Genomic DNA, 15,544 nt, shown 5'->3' with positions numbered 1-15,544 from the left:
CTCGATGTCTTCCCTGCCCTGGCTGTATCCCGACCGTGTGCACGCGCTTGAACAGGCGCTGGCGCAGCGCATCCTGATCATCGATGGCGCAATGGGCACGATGATCCAGCGCCACGGGCTGGACGAAGACGACTACCGCGGCGAACGCTTCGCCGCAGGCTACGACCACCTGCACGGGGCCGGCTGCGCGCATGGCGAGGCGACGCCGCAGGGCCACGACCTGAAAGGCAACAACGACCTCCTGCTGCTGACCCGGCCCGAGGTCATCGCCGGTATCCACACCGCCTACCTGGAAGCCGGCGCCGACCTGGTCGAAACAAATACGTTCAACGCAACCGCGATCAGCCAGGCCGACTACCACCTGGAGCATCTGGTCTACGAACTCAACAAGGCCGGCGCGCAGGTCGCCCGCGCATGCTGCGACGCGGTGGCCGCCACCACGCCGGGCAAGCCGCGCTTCGTGATCGGCGTGCTCGGCCCGACCAGCCGCACCGCCTCGATCAGCCCGGACGTCAACGATCCCGGGTTCCGCAACACCAGCTTCGATGCCCTGCGCGAGACCTACCGCGACGCCATCGAGGGCCTCATCGACGGCGGCGCCGATACCCTCATGGTGGAGACGATCTTCGACACCCTCAACGCCAAGGCGGCGCTGTACGCGATCGAAGAAGTGTTCGATGCCCGCGGCGGGCGGCTGCCGATCATGATTTCGGGCACCATCACCGATGCCTCCGGGCGCACCCTGTCCGGGCAGACCGCCGAAGCCTTCTACGCCTCGGTGGCGCACAGCCGCCCGTTGTCGGTCGGGCTGAACTGCGCGCTCGGCGCCAGCGACATGCGCCCCCACGTGGAGACCCTTGCCACCGTGGCCGACTGCCTGATCAGCGCGCATCCCAACGCCGGGCTGCCCAATGCCTTCGGCGAGTACGACGAAACTCCCGAGGAAATGGCCACCACCCTGCGCGAGTTCGCCAGTGCCGGGCTGCTCAACCTCGTCGGCGGATGCTGCGGCACCTCGCCGGCGCACATCCGGGCGATCGCCGAGGCCGTGGCCGACCTGCCGCCGCGTGCACGCCCATGACCGCATCCCCCTGCACGCGCCTGTCCGGCCTGGAGCCGCTGGTCATCACCCCGGACCTGCTGTTCGTCAACATCGGCGAGCGCACCAACGTCACCGGCAGCGCGCAGTTCCGCAAGCTGGTCAAGGAAGAGCGCTACGAGGAAGCGGTGGACGTGGCGCGCCAGCAGGTCGCCAACGGCGCGCAGATCCTCGACGTCAACATGGACGAAGGCCTGATCGATTCCGAGAAGGCGATGACGCGCTATCTCAACCTGATCATGTCCGAGCCGGACATCGCCCGCATTCCGGTGATGGTCGACTCCTCCAAGTGGAGCGTGATCGAGGCCGGGCTGAAGTGCCTGCAGGGCAAGAGCGTGGTCAACTCGATCTCGCTCAAGGAAGGCCAGGCGCAGTTCGTGGAGCACGCGCGCAAGGTGCTGCGCTACGGCGCCGCCGCCGTGGTGATGGCCTTCGACGAGGACGGCCAGGCCGATACCTGCGCGCGCAAGGTCGAGATCTGCACGCGCGCCTACCGCATCCTGGTGGATGAGGTCGGCTTCCCGCCGCAGGACATCATCTTCGATCCGAACATCTTCGCCGTCGCCACCGGCATCGAAGAGCACGACAACTATGCGGTCGACTTCATCGAAGCCACCCGCATCATCAAGCGCACGCTGCCGCACTGCCATGTGTCCGGCGGCGTGTCCAACGTGTCGTTCTCCTTCCGCGGCAACGAAACGGTCCGGCAGGCGATCCACTCGGTGTTCCTGTACCACGCGATCGCGGCGGGCATGGACATGGGCATCGTCAACGCCGGTGCCATGCCGATCTACGACGAGCTGGACCCGGAACTGCGCGAACGCGTCGAGGACGTGATCCTCAACCGCCGCCGCGATGGCACCGAACGCCTGCTGGAGATCGCCGAGCGCTACAAGGGCAGGAAGGGCGAGGTCAAGGGTGAAGACCTGGCCTGGCGCACCAAGCCGATCGATGCCCGCCTGGCGCACGCGCTGGTGCATGGTCTGGATGCGTGGGTGGAAGCCGATACCGAAGAAGCGCGGCTCCGCTCCAGCCGCCCCCTGGACGTGATCGAAGGGCCGCTGATGGACGGCATGAATGTGGTCGGCGACCTGTTCGGTGCCGGCAAGATGTTCCTGCCGCAGGTGGTCAAGTCCGCACGCGTGATGAAGAAGGCGGTGGCCTACCTGCTGCCTTTCATCGAGGCCGAGAAGGCGCGCAGTGGCGACACCGCCAGGAGCAACGGCAAGATCATCATGGCCACGGTCAAGGGAGATGTGCACGACATCGGCAAGAACATCGTCGGCGTGGTCCTGGCCTGCAACAATTTCGAGGTGATCGACCTGGGCGTGATGGTGCCCGCGCAGAAGATCCTCGACGCCGCCCGCGCCGAGAACGCCGACATCATCGGGCTGTCCGGGCTGATCACCCCTTCGCTGGAAGAGATGAGCCACGTGGCGCGCGAAATGGAGCGACAGGGCTTCACCCTGCCGCTGATGATCGGTGGCGCCACCACCTCTCGCGCGCACACCGCACTGAAGATCGACCCGCACTACAACGCGCCCACGGTGTGGGTGAAGGATGCCTCGCGCGCGGTCGGCGTGGCCCAGTCGCTGATCTCCAGCGAACTGCGCGACGCCTTCGTGGCCGCCAACGAGGCCGACTACGCCGACATCCGCCAGCGCCATCGCAACCGCGGCGACGCCAAGCGGCTGGTGACCCTGGCCAAGGCGCGTGCGCAGCGCTTCGACGGCGGCTGGGCGACCTACGTGCCGCCTGCGCCGCGCCGGCCCGGCCTGCACGTGCTCGACGACTACCCGCTCGCCGACCTGGTCGAGGTGATCGACTGGACGCCGTTCTTCCAGGCCTGGGAACTGGCGGGCAAGTTCCCGGCGATCCTCACCGACGAGATCGTCGGCACCCAGGCCAGCGAGCTCTACCGCGATGCCCGCGCGATGCTGGACCGCATCGTCGGCGAGAAGTGGCTGACCGCCAAGGCCGTGTTCGGGCTTTGGCCGGCCAACAGCGTCGGCGACGACGTGCACCTGACCACCGACGACGGACCGGCGGTGCTGCACTTCCTGCGCCAGCAGGTGGACAAGCCGGTGGAACGGCCGGACTTCTGCCTGGCCGATTTCATCGCGCCGGCCGACAGCGGCAGACAGGATTGGATCGGCGCGTTCGCCGTCACCGCCGGGATCGGCATCGACCCGCACGTGGCCCGTTTCGAGGCCGACCACGACGATTACAACGCGATCCTGCTCAAGGCGCTGGCCGACCGTCTCGCCGAGGCGCTGGCCGAGCGCCTGCACCAGCACGTGCGCACCGACTACTGGGGCTACCAACCGGAAGAGCAGCTGGACAACGAGGCGTTGATCGCCGAGAAGTACAGCGGCATCCGCCCCGCCCCCGGCTACCCGGCCTGCCCCGAGCACAGCGAAAAGGCCACGCTGTTCCGGCTGCTGGACGCCGGGCGACATGCCGACATGCAGCTCACCGAGAGCTTCGCCATGCTGCCGACCGCGGCGGTGTCGGGCTACTACTTCAGCCATCCGCAGAGCCAGTACTTCGTGGTCGGGCGGGTGAGCCGCGAACAGGTGGTCGACTACGCCCGGCGCAAAGGCGTGGACCGCGCGCAGGCCGAGCGCTGGCTGGCTTCGAATCTGGACTACGATCCGGAGTGAGCACCGCCACGTCGACGATGCAGCTGTCCAACAGACGGCTCTACCCCGGTTCATCAGCATGACGCTCTCCCCCCGCGACCCCGTCCCGGTCACCCGACTGTCCAGCTTCTATCTCTTCTACTACGCCGCCCTGGGTGCGTTCACCCCGTACTGGTCGCTGTTCCTGACCGCGCGCGGGATGAGCGTGACGGCGATCAGCGTGATGATGGGCATCTGGTATGCCACGCGCATCGTGGCGCCCACGACCTGGACCTCGATCGCCGCGGCGTCATCCCGCCCGATCCGCTGGCTGCGGGTGGGAACCGTGCTGACCCTGATCACCTTCTGCGCGTTCCTGCTGCCCTTGCCTGAGCCGTGGATGTATCCGGCGATGGTGGTGTTCTGCTTCTTCTACAACGCCGTGATGCCACAGTTCGAGTCGATCACGCTCACCCACCTCGGCAATGACAGCCACCGCTACGGGCTGATCCGGGTCTGGGGTTCGCTCGGATTCATCGTCGTGGTGATGGGATTTGGCTGGCTGATCGACGGCAACGGTGGCCCCGGCCATGCGCACCTGCTGCCGTGGATGATGCTGCCGCTGTTCGCGCTGCTGGTGGTATCGGCGTTCGCCAACGACTACGCGCGCGATCTCCATCGGGCCCACGGTGATGCCAGCGGCTTCTGGCAGATCGTGCGCAAGCCACAGGTACTGGCGTTCTTTGTGGCCGCCTTCATGGAACAGCTGTCGTTCGGCCCGTACTACACGTTCTTCTCGGTCTACATGGACCACCACGGCTACGCGACCTCGACGCTGGGGCTGCTGTGGACGGTCGGGGTGGTGTTCGAGGTGGGCGTGTTCTTCACCATCGGCCGCTTTTTCCGCCGCTTCGACGCGAGCTGGATGCTGCTGATCGCGTTGGTGAGCTCCACGCTGCGCTGGGCGGCGACCGCACTGTACCCGGAAAATCTGCCGGTGATGCTGGTGGCGCAGAGCGCGCACGCGCTTGGATTCGCTGCGTTCTTCGCCGCGGCGATGCAGATGCTGGCAACGTACTTCCCCGGCCGGCTCAACGGCCACGGCCAGGGCCTGCTGTATGGCTTTTCGTCGGGTGTGGGCGGCGTGCTGGGCGCACTGATCGCCGGTCAGCTGTGGACCATCGACCAGGGGCGTACCGCGTTCCTGGCGGGCAGCGGCTTCGCCCTGGCGGGCGCACTGCTGTGCTTCTTCGCGATCAGCCTGCCGCTGCTGCGCGCCGCGCGCCGGCGCCACGCCTCATGAGGGCGGCAGCACGACCCACGGTCGTGCTGCCCCGCGCCTTCACCAGACCAGGTCGTCAGGCACCTGATAGGCCGGGTCGGCGTACGGATCTTCTTCCACGGTGGCGTTGGGATCCACCCGCAGCGCCACCGACGGGGCGAACACCGCTTCGGCCTCGTCAAGCACCGCCGAGGTGACCAGCAGGTAACGCCCGTTCTGCTGCAGCACGCCAAGCTCACCGGCGTTGAGCGCCTTGAGCTGGTCGGCGGTGACATAGATGCGCTTGATCTTGCCGCCGTACGGGAAGTGGCGGGCGATGTCCGCCGCCTCGGCGTTGAGCGCCTTGCCTTCCAGCAGCACGTCGAGCTTGGCCTTGGCCTCGCGGCGCAGGCGCGCCTCTTCCTGCTTGAGGCGCTCGGCCTCGATGCGGTCGTCCTTTTCTTTCTGCGCACGGATCGCATACGCCTTGGCGAGGTCGATGTCCTCGCGGGTGCGCGGCGCGCCGTGACCGCCCTGCGGCGGACGGCCACCGGGCGCACGGCCCTTGCCCTGCGGACGGCGGTCGCCGTCGCGCGCGGGGCGCTGGCCTTCGCCGGGCTTGCCGGCAGGACGCGCGCCCTGCGGACGGTTGCCCGGACGGCCATCGCGGCGCGCCTCCGGCTTCCGGTCCGGCTTGCGCTCGGCGGTACGTTCGGGTTTGGGCGCGGCTTTGAAGCCCAGGCCCAGCAGCTGGTCGCGGAGGGTATCGCTCATGACGTCAGATCAGTAGTGCGGGGGCGGCGGCTCTTCGGCCGAATCGGAATACAACGCATTGCGCACCTTGCCGAGGTCTTCCAGCAGGATCCGCGTCAGGTCGGCGTTGCGACTGCCTTCCATGCGCGCATCGGCGAGGGCTTCGCTGAGCTCGGCCAGTGCGTGCTCCTGGAAGGACACACGCATTTCCAGTTCAACAAGGCGGGCTTCGAGCGCCTGTTCGCGCTCGGAGGGTGTGGAATCATGCATGCAGCGAACGTCCCCGGCCAATGCCGTAATAAGCCAGGCCCGCCGCTTCGATTTCCTGCGGGTCGTACAGATTGCGGCCGTCGAAGACGACCGCGTCCTTGAGGGTGTCGCGCAGACGAGTGAAATCCGGGCTGCGGAACTGCTTCCACTCGGTCACCACCACCAGCGCATCGGCACCGTCCAGCGCGTCGTAGGCGTTCTCGCAGAACACCAGATCGTCGCGCTCGCCAAAAATGCGGCGTGCTTCATCGGTGGCTTCCGGATCATAGGCGCGCACGGTGGCGCCGCCTTCCCACAACTGGGCCAGCAGGCGGCGGCTGGACGCTTCGCGCATGTCGTCGGTGTTGGGCTTGAACGCCAGGCCCCACACCGCGAACGTACGGCCGCGCACGCCTTCGTCCTCGCCACGGTCGTAGTGGCGCTGGATCAGGGTGTACAGGTGGCCCTTCTGGGCATCGTTGACCGCCTCGACCGCATTGAGCAGCTTGGGCTCGTGGCCGTGCTGCTGCGCGGTGCGCGCCAGCGCCTGCACGTCCTTGGGGAAGCAGGAGCCGCCATAGCCGGCACCGGGATAGATGAAATGCCAGCCGATACGCGGGTCCGAACCGATGCCCTGGCGGACCTGCTCGATGTCGGCACCGACCTTCTCGGCGATGTTGGCGATTTCGTTCATGAACGAAATCTTGGTGGCCAGCATCGCGTTGGCCGCGTACTTGGTCAGCTCGGCCGAGCGCACGTCCATTTCCACCACGCGGTCGTGGTTGCGGTTGAACGGGGCATACAGGCGGCGCATCAGCGCCACCGCGTCGGGGTTGGCCGCCCCCACCACGATGCGGTCCGGCCGCATGCAGTCGGCGACGGCATCGCCCTCCTTGAGGAACTCGGGGTTGGAGACCACGTCGAAGGCGATCTCCTGCCCACGCGCGGCCAGTGCGGCGGCTATCGTCGCGCGCACTTTGTCAGCCGTGCCTACAGGCACGGTCGACTTGTTGACCACCACGGTCGGCACGGCCATGTGCCGGCCGATGGTCTCGGCCACCGCCAGCACGTACTGCAGGTCGGCGCTGCCGTCCTCGTCGGGTGGCGTGCCCACGGCGATGAAAATCACCTGGCCGTGCGCGATGGCCGTGGCCGCGTCGGTGGTGAAGGTCAACCGCGACGCGGCGTGGTTGGCCTTCACCATCGGCTCGAGGCCGGGTTCGTAGATCGGGATGACGCCCCGGTTCAGGCCGTCGACCTTGGCCTGGTCGATATCCACGCAGACCACCTGGTGGCCGACGTCGGCCAGACAGGTACCGGTGACCAGACCGACATAGCCGGTGCCGAAAATCGCAACACGCATGACCGGGGAGACTCCAGAGTCGATTACGGAAGAACGTTCAGCAGCTCGACGTCGAACGTCAGCGTCGCGTTCGGGCCGATCGGACCGCCCGGGGTACCCTGCTCGCCGTAGGCCAGCTCACCGGGAATCCAGAAGCGGTACTTGGCGCCGGTCGGCATCAGCGAAACGCCTTCGGACCAGCCCTTGATGACCTGGTCCAGGCCGAACTCGACCGGCTGGCCACGGCTGTAGCTGCTGTCGAACACGGTGCCGTCCAGCAGCTTGCCTTCGTAGTTGACGCGGACCTTGCTGGTCGGCATCGGACGATCGCCGCTGCCCGGACGCAGCACCTGGTACTGCAGGCCCGACGCGGTGGTGACCACGCCCGGCACGGTCTTGTTCTTGGCCATGAAGGCATTGCCTTCGGTGCGGTTGGTGCCGGCCTGTGCGGCGGCCTTGGCCTGGCCTTCGGCCTGCTTGGCGGCCATGAAGCCTTCCAGCGTGGCCTTGGCCTGCTCGGCGGTCATCTTCGGGGTGCCGTTGGCGAAGGTGGTGCCGATCGCGTCAAACAGCGCGTCCAGGTCCAGTTCGTCCTTCAGCTGCGCCAGCGAGGGACCAACGGCATAGCTGCCCAGCATCAGGCCGACCTTCTCGCGATCCACCTTCGGCGCGGGCGTGCCCGGGGCCACGCCCGGCACCGGCTGGCCGCTCTTGGCCATCACCGCCTGGCGCAGGGCGGCGTCGGTCTTCTGCGCCTCTTCCTGGCTGATCAGCGGCGGCTTGCCTTCAAAAGCATTGGTGACGCCACGACGCAGCGCGGCCACGTCGATCTCGCTGGAAATCGGAGCGAACGAGTTGGCCACATCGATACCGATAGCGTAGCCGAGCTTTTCCCGTTGGGAGTTCAAAGCGGAAGTCTCCTTGGCAGCCGCAGGCGCGGCCGGTTGTTGCGACATCACGGTACCGGTGGCACCCATCGCCAGAATCAGAACCGACGCCGCGGCGCCGCGCATTCCCATCTTCATTCGCTGCATTCCTGGAAGTGACTGGACGCCGACGTCGGCGCGAAACGCCCATTGTCGCACGCATGTACGAGATGTCGAGGCACTCAGCGCGCCGCCTTGCCTGCCGACAGCTCGCGTTCGATCGCCGCCACCAGCGCCGCATCATCCGGCTTGACCTTGCTGGGGAACTGCGCAACCACCCGCCCGTCGCGCGCGATCAGGTACTTGTGGAAGTTCCAGCCCGGCGCCACACCGGTGGCCTGGGTCAGACGCTGATACAGCGGGGTCGCGCCGGTGCCGGTGACCTGCACCTTCTGGAACATCGGGAATTTGACCCCATAGGTCAGCGTGCAGAATTCCTGGATCTGCGCTTCATCCCCCGGTTCCTGGCCCTTGAAGTCGTTGGACGGGAAACCGAGCACCGAGAAGCCGCGCGCGGCGTATTTCTTCTGAAGCGCTTCCAGACCTTCGTACTGGGGCGTGAAGCCGCACTTGCTGGCGGTATTGACCACCAGCAGCACCTTGCCGCCGTACTGCTGCTGCAGATTGACCTCGCCCTTGCCGGCCAGCGGGCGGTAGCTGAGATCGAGCAGGCCGGCCGCAGACGCTGCCCCGGTGCTGATCACCACGCCCAGCAACAGGGTCGCAGCGGCCCAGCCGCGGGCGCGGGTGCCCGGGCGGTGGAAGGACGACAACAGGCGAGCGTGGAACATGGAGCACTCCAGGGGCATGGAAACCGGCGAAAGGTGCCGTCCGGCGCACGCAGCGCAGGCCCGGCAGGGCGTCGGCCGCACTATATCACCGGGGTTTTCAGCGCCGCGTGGCGGCATCGCGGGGCGCGCTCTCCGGGCCACCTTGCCGTTTCTGGCGGTCGAACCCGCCCCCGGTTCACCGCGTCGCAATTGACTGAATAGGCGTTAGCCTTGTCTTTTCATTGACATGACTGAACCCACGCCCCGTCCGAATGACCTTCCGCACGGCGAACAAGTGCATACAAAACAATATCTTATGGATGACAATCGTCTTTCAGCCTGACCCTGCCATCAGTTGGGTGTATCCCCGTATTGATCTTCGGCGTGCCGGTGTTATAGTTGCATACAACACCAGTCACCTGAGACAGGGGAAGCCCATGAACCGCATGCGCCACCACACCGCCAAAACCCTCACGGCCGCGTCCGCGCTGCTGCTGCTGGGCTGGTTCGGCACCCCCGCCTCGGATGACGCCGGCAGTTCCGCCGGTTCCGGTGCGTTTGCAGGCCCGCAGGACGCAGGTGTCATCGAGGCAGGGACCGCCGACGGCGCCCCCCGCCCCCCCCGCCGGCTGCACAGCTCCCTGTCCATGCCTTACTTCTCATTCGCACAGTCGCTGAACCCACGGAGCTGACCATGAGCGATATTCAATGGAGCGATGGCGCTCCGATCTACCGTCAGCTGAAGGAACGCGTCATCGCCATGATGCTCGACGGCATCATCAAGCCCGGCGATGCTCTGCCCTCGGTCCGGCAGGTCGCCGCCGAGTACCAGCTCAACCCCATCACCGTCTCGCGCGCTTACCAGGAACTGGCTGATGAAGGCCTGGTGGAGAAGCGCCGCGGCCTGGGTATGTTCATGACCGAGGAAGCGGCCACGCAGCTGCGCAGCAGCGAGCGCGACCGCTTCCTCAACGAAGAATGGCCATTGGTGCTCGAGCGCATCCAGCGCCTGGGCCTGAACCTTGACGATCTGCTGCCCCAGGGGAAATCCTCATGAATGCCGTTGCAAGTGATGTCGTCATCTCCGCACGTGGCCTGCGCAAGGCGTACAAGCAGACGCTCGCGCTGGACAACACCAGCTTCTCCATCGCACCGGGCCGCATCACCGGCCTGATCGGTCCCAATGGCGCCGGCAAGACCACGGTGCTCAAGGCGCTGCTGGGCCTGACCGGTGTCGAGGGCGACCTGCAGGTCCTGGGCATGGACCCGCGCACGCAGCGAAACGCGCTGATGAACGACATCTGCTTCATCGCCGACGTCGCGGTGCTGCCGCGCTGGCTGAAGGTGCGCGAGGCGATCGACTTCGTTGCAGGGGTGCACCCGCGCTTCGACCGCGCCCGCTGCGAACGCTTCCTGGCCAGCACCAAGCTTCAGCCGAGGCAGCGCGTACGCGAGCTCTCCAAAGGCATGATCGTGCAGTTGCACCTGGCGCTGGTGATGGCCATCGACGCCAAGGTGCTTGTGCTGGACGAGCCGACCCTGGGCCTGGACATCCTCTACCGCAAGGAGTTCTACCAGCGCCTGCTGGAGGACTACTTCGACGAGCAGAAGACCATCATCGTCACCACCCACCAGGTCGAGGAGATCGAACACATCCTCACCGATGTCATGTTCATCCGCGACGGCCGCATCGTCCTGACCACCGATATGGAGAACATCGGCGAGCGCTACACCGAACTGCTGGCCTCGGCCGACACGGTGGAGCTGGCCCGCGCGCTGAAGCCGATCGACGAACGCGCCCTGCCGTTCGGCAAGACCGTCCTGCTGTTCGATGGCGTGCCGCGCGATCAGCTCACCACGCTCGGCGAGATCCGCAGCCCGGGGCTGGCGGACCTGTTCGTGGCCATCATGAAGGGAACCTACGCATGAACACCGTCCACTATCACCCGATCAGCAAGGCCAGCACGTTCAAGTGGATGCTCAAGCGCGAGTACTGGGAGAACCGTGGCGGGTTCCTGTACGCCCCCTTCATCGCCGGCGGCATCTCGCTGCTGATGAGCCTGCTCGGCATTCTGTTCGGCCTGTTCGCGCTGCACCGCGCCGCCAAGAGTGGCGGCCTGCTGGTCGACAACAAGAACGTCAGCATCAACGGCCTCGACCTGGGCATGCTGACCGGCCAGCTCGACGCCAAGGACATGGCCGACCTGGCCAACGCGCTCGACCTGACTCTGCTCCTCAGCTCCGGCTGGCCGTTCGTGGTGCTCACCTTCGTGGTGTTCTTCTACTGCCTGGGTGCGCTGTACGACGATCGCCGCGACCGCAGCATCCTGTTCTGGAAGTCACTGCCGCTGTCCGACACCCAGACCGTCCTGGCCAAGGCCATCAGCGCGCTGGTGATCGCTCCGCTGATCGCGGTGGCCGCCGCCGCCGTCACGATGCTCGGTTTCCTGGCAATCATCTCGGTGGTGGCGCTGGCCCACGGCGGTGACCCGATGACGCTGATCTGGGGACCGGCCAGCCCGCTGTCGATCATCCTCGGCTACATCGCCCGCCTGCCGGTCTACCTGCTGTGGGCGCTGCCGACCGTCGGCTGGCTGCTGATGTGCTCGGCCTGGGCGAAGTCCAAGCCGTTCCTGTGGGCGGTGATGCTGCCGCTGTTCGCCGGCATCGTGGTCAGCAGCACCAACCTGATGTCCGCCTTCGGCCTGACCAGTGGCTGGTTCTGGGGCCACATCGTCGGGCGCCTGCTGCTGGGCACCTTCCCCGGCGTGGATGCCGCCTACAACGCACCGGGCCGGATCACCGGTTCCGAGCAGCTGGTCAGCATGCTGTCGCCTGCGCAGCACCTGTCCACGTTGCAGCAGCCCGAAGTGTGGATCGGCGCGGTCGTCGGTATCGCGTTCCTGATCATCGCCATCCGCCTGCGCCGTCGCGCCGGTGAAATCTGACTCTGCCCTGTCGAGGACCGTCCCATGCTGCGTACCCTTGCCGTTGCTTCCTTGCTGTTGCTACCGCTGACCGCGCTGGCCGACACGCCACAGTGCAGGTTCACTGCACCGCGCGACCTGACACTCGACCTGGCCGGCGCCAAGGCGGTGGTGTTCGAGGTCAACCAGCATGATCTGGTACTGACCGCCGGCACCGGCCCCGCCAAGCTTGGCGGCCGCGCCTGCGCGTCCGCCGAGGACCTGCTGCGCGACCTGACCGTGACCCAGCAGAAATCCGGCGACACGCTGGTGGTGCGGCTGCAGCGCGAACAGCGCGGCGGCCTCTCGCTGGGCGGCAACCGCTACGCCTACCTGGACCTGCGCGGCAGCGTGCCGGACACCGTGCTGGTGCAGTTCAAGGTCGGCTCCGGTGACGCCAGCGGCACCGGCCTGCATTCGGCCAGCGCCGATGTCGGCTCGGGCGATGTGACCCTGAAGGACATCAAGGGACGGGTCACTGCGGCGGTCGGTTCGGGCGACATCACGCTGGACGGTGCCGGCTCGCTCAACCTGCTCAACCTCGGCTCGGGCGACTTCAAGGGACGCAACGTGCGCGGCACCGCCACGGTCGGCAATGTCGGCTCCGGCGATGTCGAGCTGGACGGGGTCGGCGGCGACGTCGAGATCGGTGTGCTTGGCTCGGGCAACATCGAGGCACGCCAGGTCAAGGGCAGCGCCCGCGTAGGCACCGTGGGCTCCGGCGAGGTGGAACTGCGTGATATCGGCGGCAGCGTCAGCGTGGATCGGCACGGCTCCGGCGACATCACCGTCCGTGACGTCCGCGGCGACCTCACGGTGAACCACAGTGGCAGCGGCGATGTCCGTCACAGCGGCATCGGCGGTCGCATCACCCTGCCCCGCGGCAAGTAAGGCTTTCCCTTTCCAACGACGGAACCGAGCATATGAATACCCGACTGCTGCTGCCCGCACTGCTGCTGTGCCTGCCCCTGGCGGCCTGCGGCAACCACGACAAGGACAAGGCCGCCGCCGAGCTGGACACCGCGTCCATCGGCCAGAAGGTGCAGGAAGCCACCGACAAGGCGCGCAGGGAGATCGCGCAGGGCAACATCTCCGTGTCCGACGGCAACAACATCAAGGCCGAGATCACGCCGCAGGGCGATTTCCTGGTCAACGGCGAGAACGTGCCGCTGGACGCAGCCCAGCGTGCGCTGATGCTGGACTACCGCAAGCAGGTGGAAGCCCTTGCAGGCGCCGGCATGGACATCGGCGTGGCCGGGGCCGGACTGGGCGTGAAGGCGGCCAGCGAGGCGCTCAAGGGCATTTTCTCCGGCGATACGCAGGGCATCGAGGAACGCGTCAACGCCGAGGCGGCCAAGATCGAGGCCGAGGCGAAGAAGCTGTGCGGCCTGCTGCCGGGCATGATGGCGCGCCAGCAGGCGCTGGCGGCAGCAGTGCCGGCCTTCAAACCCTACGCCACGATGGACCAGTCCGACATCGACGACTGCGGCAAGTAAGCGACCCCGGCCTGCGACGTTCGGTCGCAGGCCGGCCCCGTCGCGCGGGGGGAGGACTACAATCAGGCTCCCCCCACGTGCGTTGCCTGCTCATGAAGAAGCTGTGCCTGCTGCTGTTCGCCCTGTTCTGCCTGGCCGCCACCGGCTGCGACCAGGAGTACCGCAATCATCGCGCCGAGCGCAGCAAGCCGAAGATCACCGTCAGCGACGGCATGCTCACCGTGCGCCGCGCACCCGCGCCGAACATCATCGTGCTGCCGAACGGCCACATGAAGATCGACGAGATCGAGATTCCGCTGGATGCCAGCCAGCAGGCCCTGCTGCAGCAGATGTTCGGTCAGCTGCAGGTGCTGCGTCAGAACACGCTGACCGATGCCGCACCGGACCCGGCCAAGCGCTCGGTCAGGATCCAGGTGCCCGAGGGCATGCAGCCGATCCCGCCGGATCTGGTCGCGCGCATCCCGGAGTTCAAGGATTACACCGAGACCTTCGACAACCTGCAGGCAGACCGGCACTGAACAGGAGGAGCCGACCGTGGGTCGGCTCCTTCACAACAGGGATCAACCGCCGCCGCCGCCGCCGGCGTGGATGCCACCGGCCGTCAGTGCTGCCGGATCGAGCAGCGTGCGCAGTTCGGCCTCCGACAGCCCACTGTCCTCCTTGGCCACGTCCAGCACCGGCCGCTGTTCCTTGTACGCACGCTTGGCGATCGCAGCGGCCTTTTCATAGCCGATGATCGGGTTCAGCGCGGTCACCAGGATCGGGTTGCGGCCCAGCGCTTCGCGCACGCGGTCTTCGCGCACCGTCAGCCCGGCGATCGCCGTGTCGGCCAGCAGGCGTGAGATGTTGGCCAGCAGACCAATGCCATCCAGCAGGTTGGCGGCAATCAACGGCAGCGTCACGTTCAACTGGAAGTTGCCGGTCTGCCCGGCGACGGTGATCGCGGTGTGGTGACCGATCACCTGCGCGCACACCATCACCGTCGCTTCGGGAATCACCGGATTGACCTTGCCCGGCATGATCGAACTGCCCGGCTGCAGCGCCGGCAGTTCGATCTCGCCCAACCCGGCCAGCGGACCGGCATTCATCCAGCGCAGATCGTTGGCGATCTTGATCATCGCCACCGCCAGCGCATTGAGCTGACCGGACAGTTCCACCGCATCGTCCTGCGCGGCCAGGCCTTCGAACTTGTTCTCGGCGCTGTCGAACTTGACCCCGGTCTGCTGCTTGAGCGCCTTGGCCACGCGTTCGCCGAAGCGCGGGTCGGCGTTGATGCCGGTGCCGATCGCCGTGCCGCCCAGCGGCAGCCGGCGCAGCCGCTTGAGGCTGTCCTCGATGCGCGCCTGCGCCGAGGCAAGCTGTGCCGACCACGCGCCAAACTCCTGCTCGAAGGTCAGCGGCATGGCATCCATCAGGTGGGTGCGGCCGGTCTTGACCACCTTGCGCAGGCTGCGGCCTTTCCTGTCGATGGTCTTGCGCAGGTGCACCAGCGCCGGCAGCAGCTGCTCGTGCACGCCGAGCAGCGCCGACACGCGCAGCGCAGTGGGAATCACGTCATTGGAGCTCTGGCCCTGGTTGACGTGGTCGTTGGGGTGCACCGCGACTTTGCCGGCCTTGCCCGCGCGGTTGGCGAGCGTGGCGATGACCTCATTGGCATTCATGTTCGACGACGTGCCCGACCCGGTCTGGTAGACGTCGATCGGGAAGTGCGCATCATGGCGGCCGTCGGCGACATCGGCCGCCGCGAGCTCGATGGCCTTGGCGATGTTCTTCGGCAGATGGCCCAGCTCGGCATTCACCGACGCGGCCGCGCCCTTGATCAGCCCCAGCGCGCGGATGAACCCGCGCGGCATGCGCTGGCCGGACACCGGGAAATTGTTCACTGCACGCTGCGTCTGCGCGCCCCACAACGCATCGGCGGGCACCTGCAGCTCACCCATGCTGTCGTGTTCGATCCTGAAACCCTTGCTCATTGCATGACTCCGCGATTCTTTCAGTGTGGAAAGGGAATGGCGGCTGGCAACGGGCCCGATTCCCTGGCTGGCGGCTCTGCGCACGATA

16 protein-coding genes are annotated in these 15,544 nt (G+C 66.8%); 10 read left to right on the top strand and 6 right to left on the bottom strand.

Annotation, left to right across the window (positions count from 1 at the left end):
• Positions 1–4: 4 nt before the first annotated feature.
• Genes OC534_RS10500 through OC534_RS10490 form a run of 3 tightly spaced genes read left to right on the top strand, consistent with a single transcriptional unit; the run spans position 5 to position 5,023 of the window.
• Positions 5–1,081, top strand: coding sequence for a homocysteine S-methyltransferase family protein (locus OC534_RS10500; RefSeq protein WP_153165383.1), 1,077 nt, complete (start codon positions 5–7; stop codon positions 1,079–1,081).
• On the top strand, positions 1,078–3,762 hold the full coding sequence (metH, locus tag OC534_RS10495; RefSeq protein ID WP_017356731.1) for a methionine synthase: 2,685 nt from the start codon (positions 1,078–1,080) through the stop codon (positions 3,760–3,762). Before OC534_RS10500 ends, metH begins: the two co-directional genes overlap by 4 nt.
• Before the next feature lie 58 nt (positions 3,763–3,820).
• On the top strand, positions 3,821–5,023 hold the full coding sequence (locus OC534_RS10490) for an MFS transporter (RefSeq protein WP_262071758.1): 1,203 nt from the start codon (positions 3,821–3,823) through the stop codon (positions 5,021–5,023).
• 39 nt (positions 5,024–5,062) lie between these two features.
• On the opposite strand, the gene OC534_RS10485 is transcribed toward OC534_RS10490, so the two are convergent.
• The 5 genes from OC534_RS10485 to OC534_RS10465 all read right to left on the bottom strand — a co-directional run bounded on the left by OC534_RS10485 (position 5,063) and on the right by OC534_RS10465 (position 9,042).
• A complete protein-coding gene (locus tag OC534_RS10485; protein WP_136003376.1) occupies positions 5,063–5,755 on the bottom strand; it encodes a DUF2058 family protein in 693 nt (230 codons plus the stop codon).
• A 9-nt stretch (positions 5,756–5,764) separates the two neighbouring features.
• On the bottom strand, positions 5,765–6,004 hold the full coding sequence (locus OC534_RS10480) for a SlyX family protein (protein WP_136003374.1): 240 nt from the start codon (positions 6,002–6,004) through the stop codon (positions 5,765–5,767).
• Positions 5,997–7,346: a UDP-glucose/GDP-mannose dehydrogenase family protein gene (locus OC534_RS10475; protein WP_136003372.1), complete on the bottom strand. Its 1,350-nt coding sequence runs from the start codon at positions 7,344–7,346 to the stop codon at positions 5,997–5,999. Before OC534_RS10475 ends, OC534_RS10480 begins: the two co-directional genes overlap by 8 nt.
• Positions 7,347–7,369: 23 nt before the next feature.
• Positions 7,370–8,350, bottom strand: coding sequence for an FKBP-type peptidyl-prolyl cis-trans isomerase (locus tag OC534_RS10470; protein ID WP_017356488.1), 981 nt, complete (start codon positions 8,348–8,350; stop codon positions 7,370–7,372).
• Between the two features lie 83 nt (positions 8,351–8,433).
• A complete protein-coding gene (locus OC534_RS10465) occupies positions 8,434–9,042 on the bottom strand; it encodes a glutathione peroxidase (RefSeq protein WP_229296565.1) in 609 nt (202 codons plus the stop codon).
• Positions 9,043–9,458: 416 nt separating this feature from the next.
• On the opposite strand from OC534_RS10465, the gene OC534_RS10460 reads away from it, so the two are divergent.
• The 7 genes from OC534_RS10460 (at position 9,459) to OC534_RS10430 (ending at position 14,001) form a co-directional block, all read left to right on the top strand.
• A complete protein-coding gene (locus tag OC534_RS10460; RefSeq protein WP_017356486.1) occupies positions 9,459–9,713 on the top strand; it encodes a hypothetical protein in 255 nt (84 codons plus the stop codon).
• A 2-nt stretch (positions 9,714–9,715) separates the two neighbouring features.
• Entirely contained in the window at positions 9,716–10,078 is a 363-nt protein-coding gene (locus OC534_RS10455; RefSeq protein WP_017356485.1) for a GntR family transcriptional regulator, read from the top strand.
• Positions 10,075–10,950 (top strand): ABC transporter ATP-binding protein, encoded by an 876-nt coding sequence (locus OC534_RS10450; RefSeq protein ID WP_017356484.1) that lies wholly within the window; start codon positions 10,075–10,077, stop codon positions 10,948–10,950. The genes OC534_RS10455 and OC534_RS10450 overlap by 4 nt, the downstream gene beginning before the upstream one ends.
• Positions 10,947–11,969 carry a hypothetical protein gene (locus OC534_RS10445; RefSeq protein WP_017356483.1) on the top strand — a complete coding sequence of 341 codons (1,023 nt, stop codon included), beginning with the start codon at positions 10,947–10,949 and terminating at the stop codon, positions 11,967–11,969. The genes OC534_RS10450 and OC534_RS10445 overlap by 4 nt, the downstream gene beginning before the upstream one ends.
• 24 nt (positions 11,970–11,993) lie before the next feature.
• Entirely contained in the window at positions 11,994–12,878 is an 885-nt protein-coding gene (locus OC534_RS10440; protein WP_136003369.1) for a hypothetical protein, read from the top strand.
• A 32-nt stretch (positions 12,879–12,910) separates the two neighbouring features.
• Positions 12,911–13,483, top strand: coding sequence for a hypothetical protein (locus OC534_RS10435; RefSeq protein ID WP_136003368.1), 573 nt, complete (start codon positions 12,911–12,913; stop codon positions 13,481–13,483).
• A 92-nt stretch (positions 13,484–13,575) separates the two neighbouring features.
• Complete coding sequence (locus OC534_RS10430; protein ID WP_017356480.1) at positions 13,576–14,001, top strand: hypothetical protein; 426 nt, start codon at positions 13,576–13,578, stop codon at positions 13,999–14,001.
• 42 nt (positions 14,002–14,043) lie between these two features.
• Here OC534_RS10430 and OC534_RS10425 read toward each other — a convergent pair whose 3' ends face one another.
• Positions 14,044–15,456 carry a class II fumarate hydratase gene (locus OC534_RS10425; RefSeq protein WP_017356479.1) on the bottom strand — a complete coding sequence of 471 codons (1,413 nt, stop codon included), beginning with the start codon at positions 15,454–15,456 and terminating at the stop codon, positions 14,044–14,046.
• Positions 15,457–15,544: the final 88 nt, after the last annotated feature.

The sequence above is a fragment of the Stenotrophomonas sp. Marseille-Q5258 genome (assembly GCF_946900935.1).
GTDB lineage: Bacteria > Pseudomonadota > Gammaproteobacteria > Xanthomonadales > Xanthomonadaceae > Stenotrophomonas > Stenotrophomonas nematodicola.
This window is presented reverse-complemented; position numbering and strand designations above follow the sequence as displayed.

Bases quoted from the DNA above. Each gene is read 5' to 3' on its own strand.
- OC534_RS10500 (WP_153165383.1), top strand. From the start codon at position 5: ATGTCTTCCCTGCCCTGGCTGTATCCCGACCGTGTGCACGCGCTTGAA.
- metH (WP_017356731.1), top strand. From the start codon at position 1,078: ATGACCGCATCCCCCTGCACGCGCCTGTCCGGCCTGGAGCCGCTGGTC.
- OC534_RS10490 (WP_262071758.1), top strand. From the start codon at position 3,821: ATGACGCTCTCCCCCCGCGACCCCGTCCCGGTCACCCGACTGTCCAGC.
- OC534_RS10485 (WP_136003376.1), bottom strand. From the start codon at position 5,755: ATGAGCGATACCCTCCGCGACCAGCTGCTGGGCCTGGGCTTCAAAGCC.
- OC534_RS10480 (WP_136003374.1), bottom strand. From the start codon at position 6,004: ATGCATGATTCCACACCCTCCGAGCGCGAACAGGCGCTCGAAGCCCGC.
- OC534_RS10475 (WP_136003372.1), bottom strand. From the start codon at position 7,346: ATGCGTGTTGCGATTTTCGGCACCGGCTATGTCGGTCTGGTCACCGGT.
- OC534_RS10470 (WP_017356488.1), bottom strand. From the start codon at position 8,350: ATGAAGATGGGAATGCGCGGCGCCGCGGCGTCGGTTCTGATTCTGGCG.
- OC534_RS10465 (WP_229296565.1), bottom strand. From the start codon at position 9,042: ATGTTCCACGCTCGCCTGTTGTCGTCCTTCCACCGCCCGGGCACCCGC.
- OC534_RS10460 (WP_017356486.1), top strand. From the start codon at position 9,459: ATGAACCGCATGCGCCACCACACCGCCAAAACCCTCACGGCCGCGTCC.
- OC534_RS10455 (WP_017356485.1), top strand. From the start codon at position 9,716: ATGAGCGATATTCAATGGAGCGATGGCGCTCCGATCTACCGTCAGCTG.
- OC534_RS10450 (WP_017356484.1), top strand. From the start codon at position 10,075: ATGAATGCCGTTGCAAGTGATGTCGTCATCTCCGCACGTGGCCTGCGC.
- OC534_RS10445 (WP_017356483.1), top strand. From the start codon at position 10,947: ATGAACACCGTCCACTATCACCCGATCAGCAAGGCCAGCACGTTCAAG.
- OC534_RS10440 (WP_136003369.1), top strand. From the start codon at position 11,994: ATGCTGCGTACCCTTGCCGTTGCTTCCTTGCTGTTGCTACCGCTGACC.
- OC534_RS10435 (WP_136003368.1), top strand. From the start codon at position 12,911: ATGAATACCCGACTGCTGCTGCCCGCACTGCTGCTGTGCCTGCCCCTG.
- OC534_RS10430 (WP_017356480.1), top strand. From the start codon at position 13,576: ATGAAGAAGCTGTGCCTGCTGCTGTTCGCCCTGTTCTGCCTGGCCGCC.
- OC534_RS10425 (WP_017356479.1), bottom strand. From the start codon at position 15,456: ATGAGCAAGGGTTTCAGGATCGAACACGACAGCATGGGTGAGCTGCAG.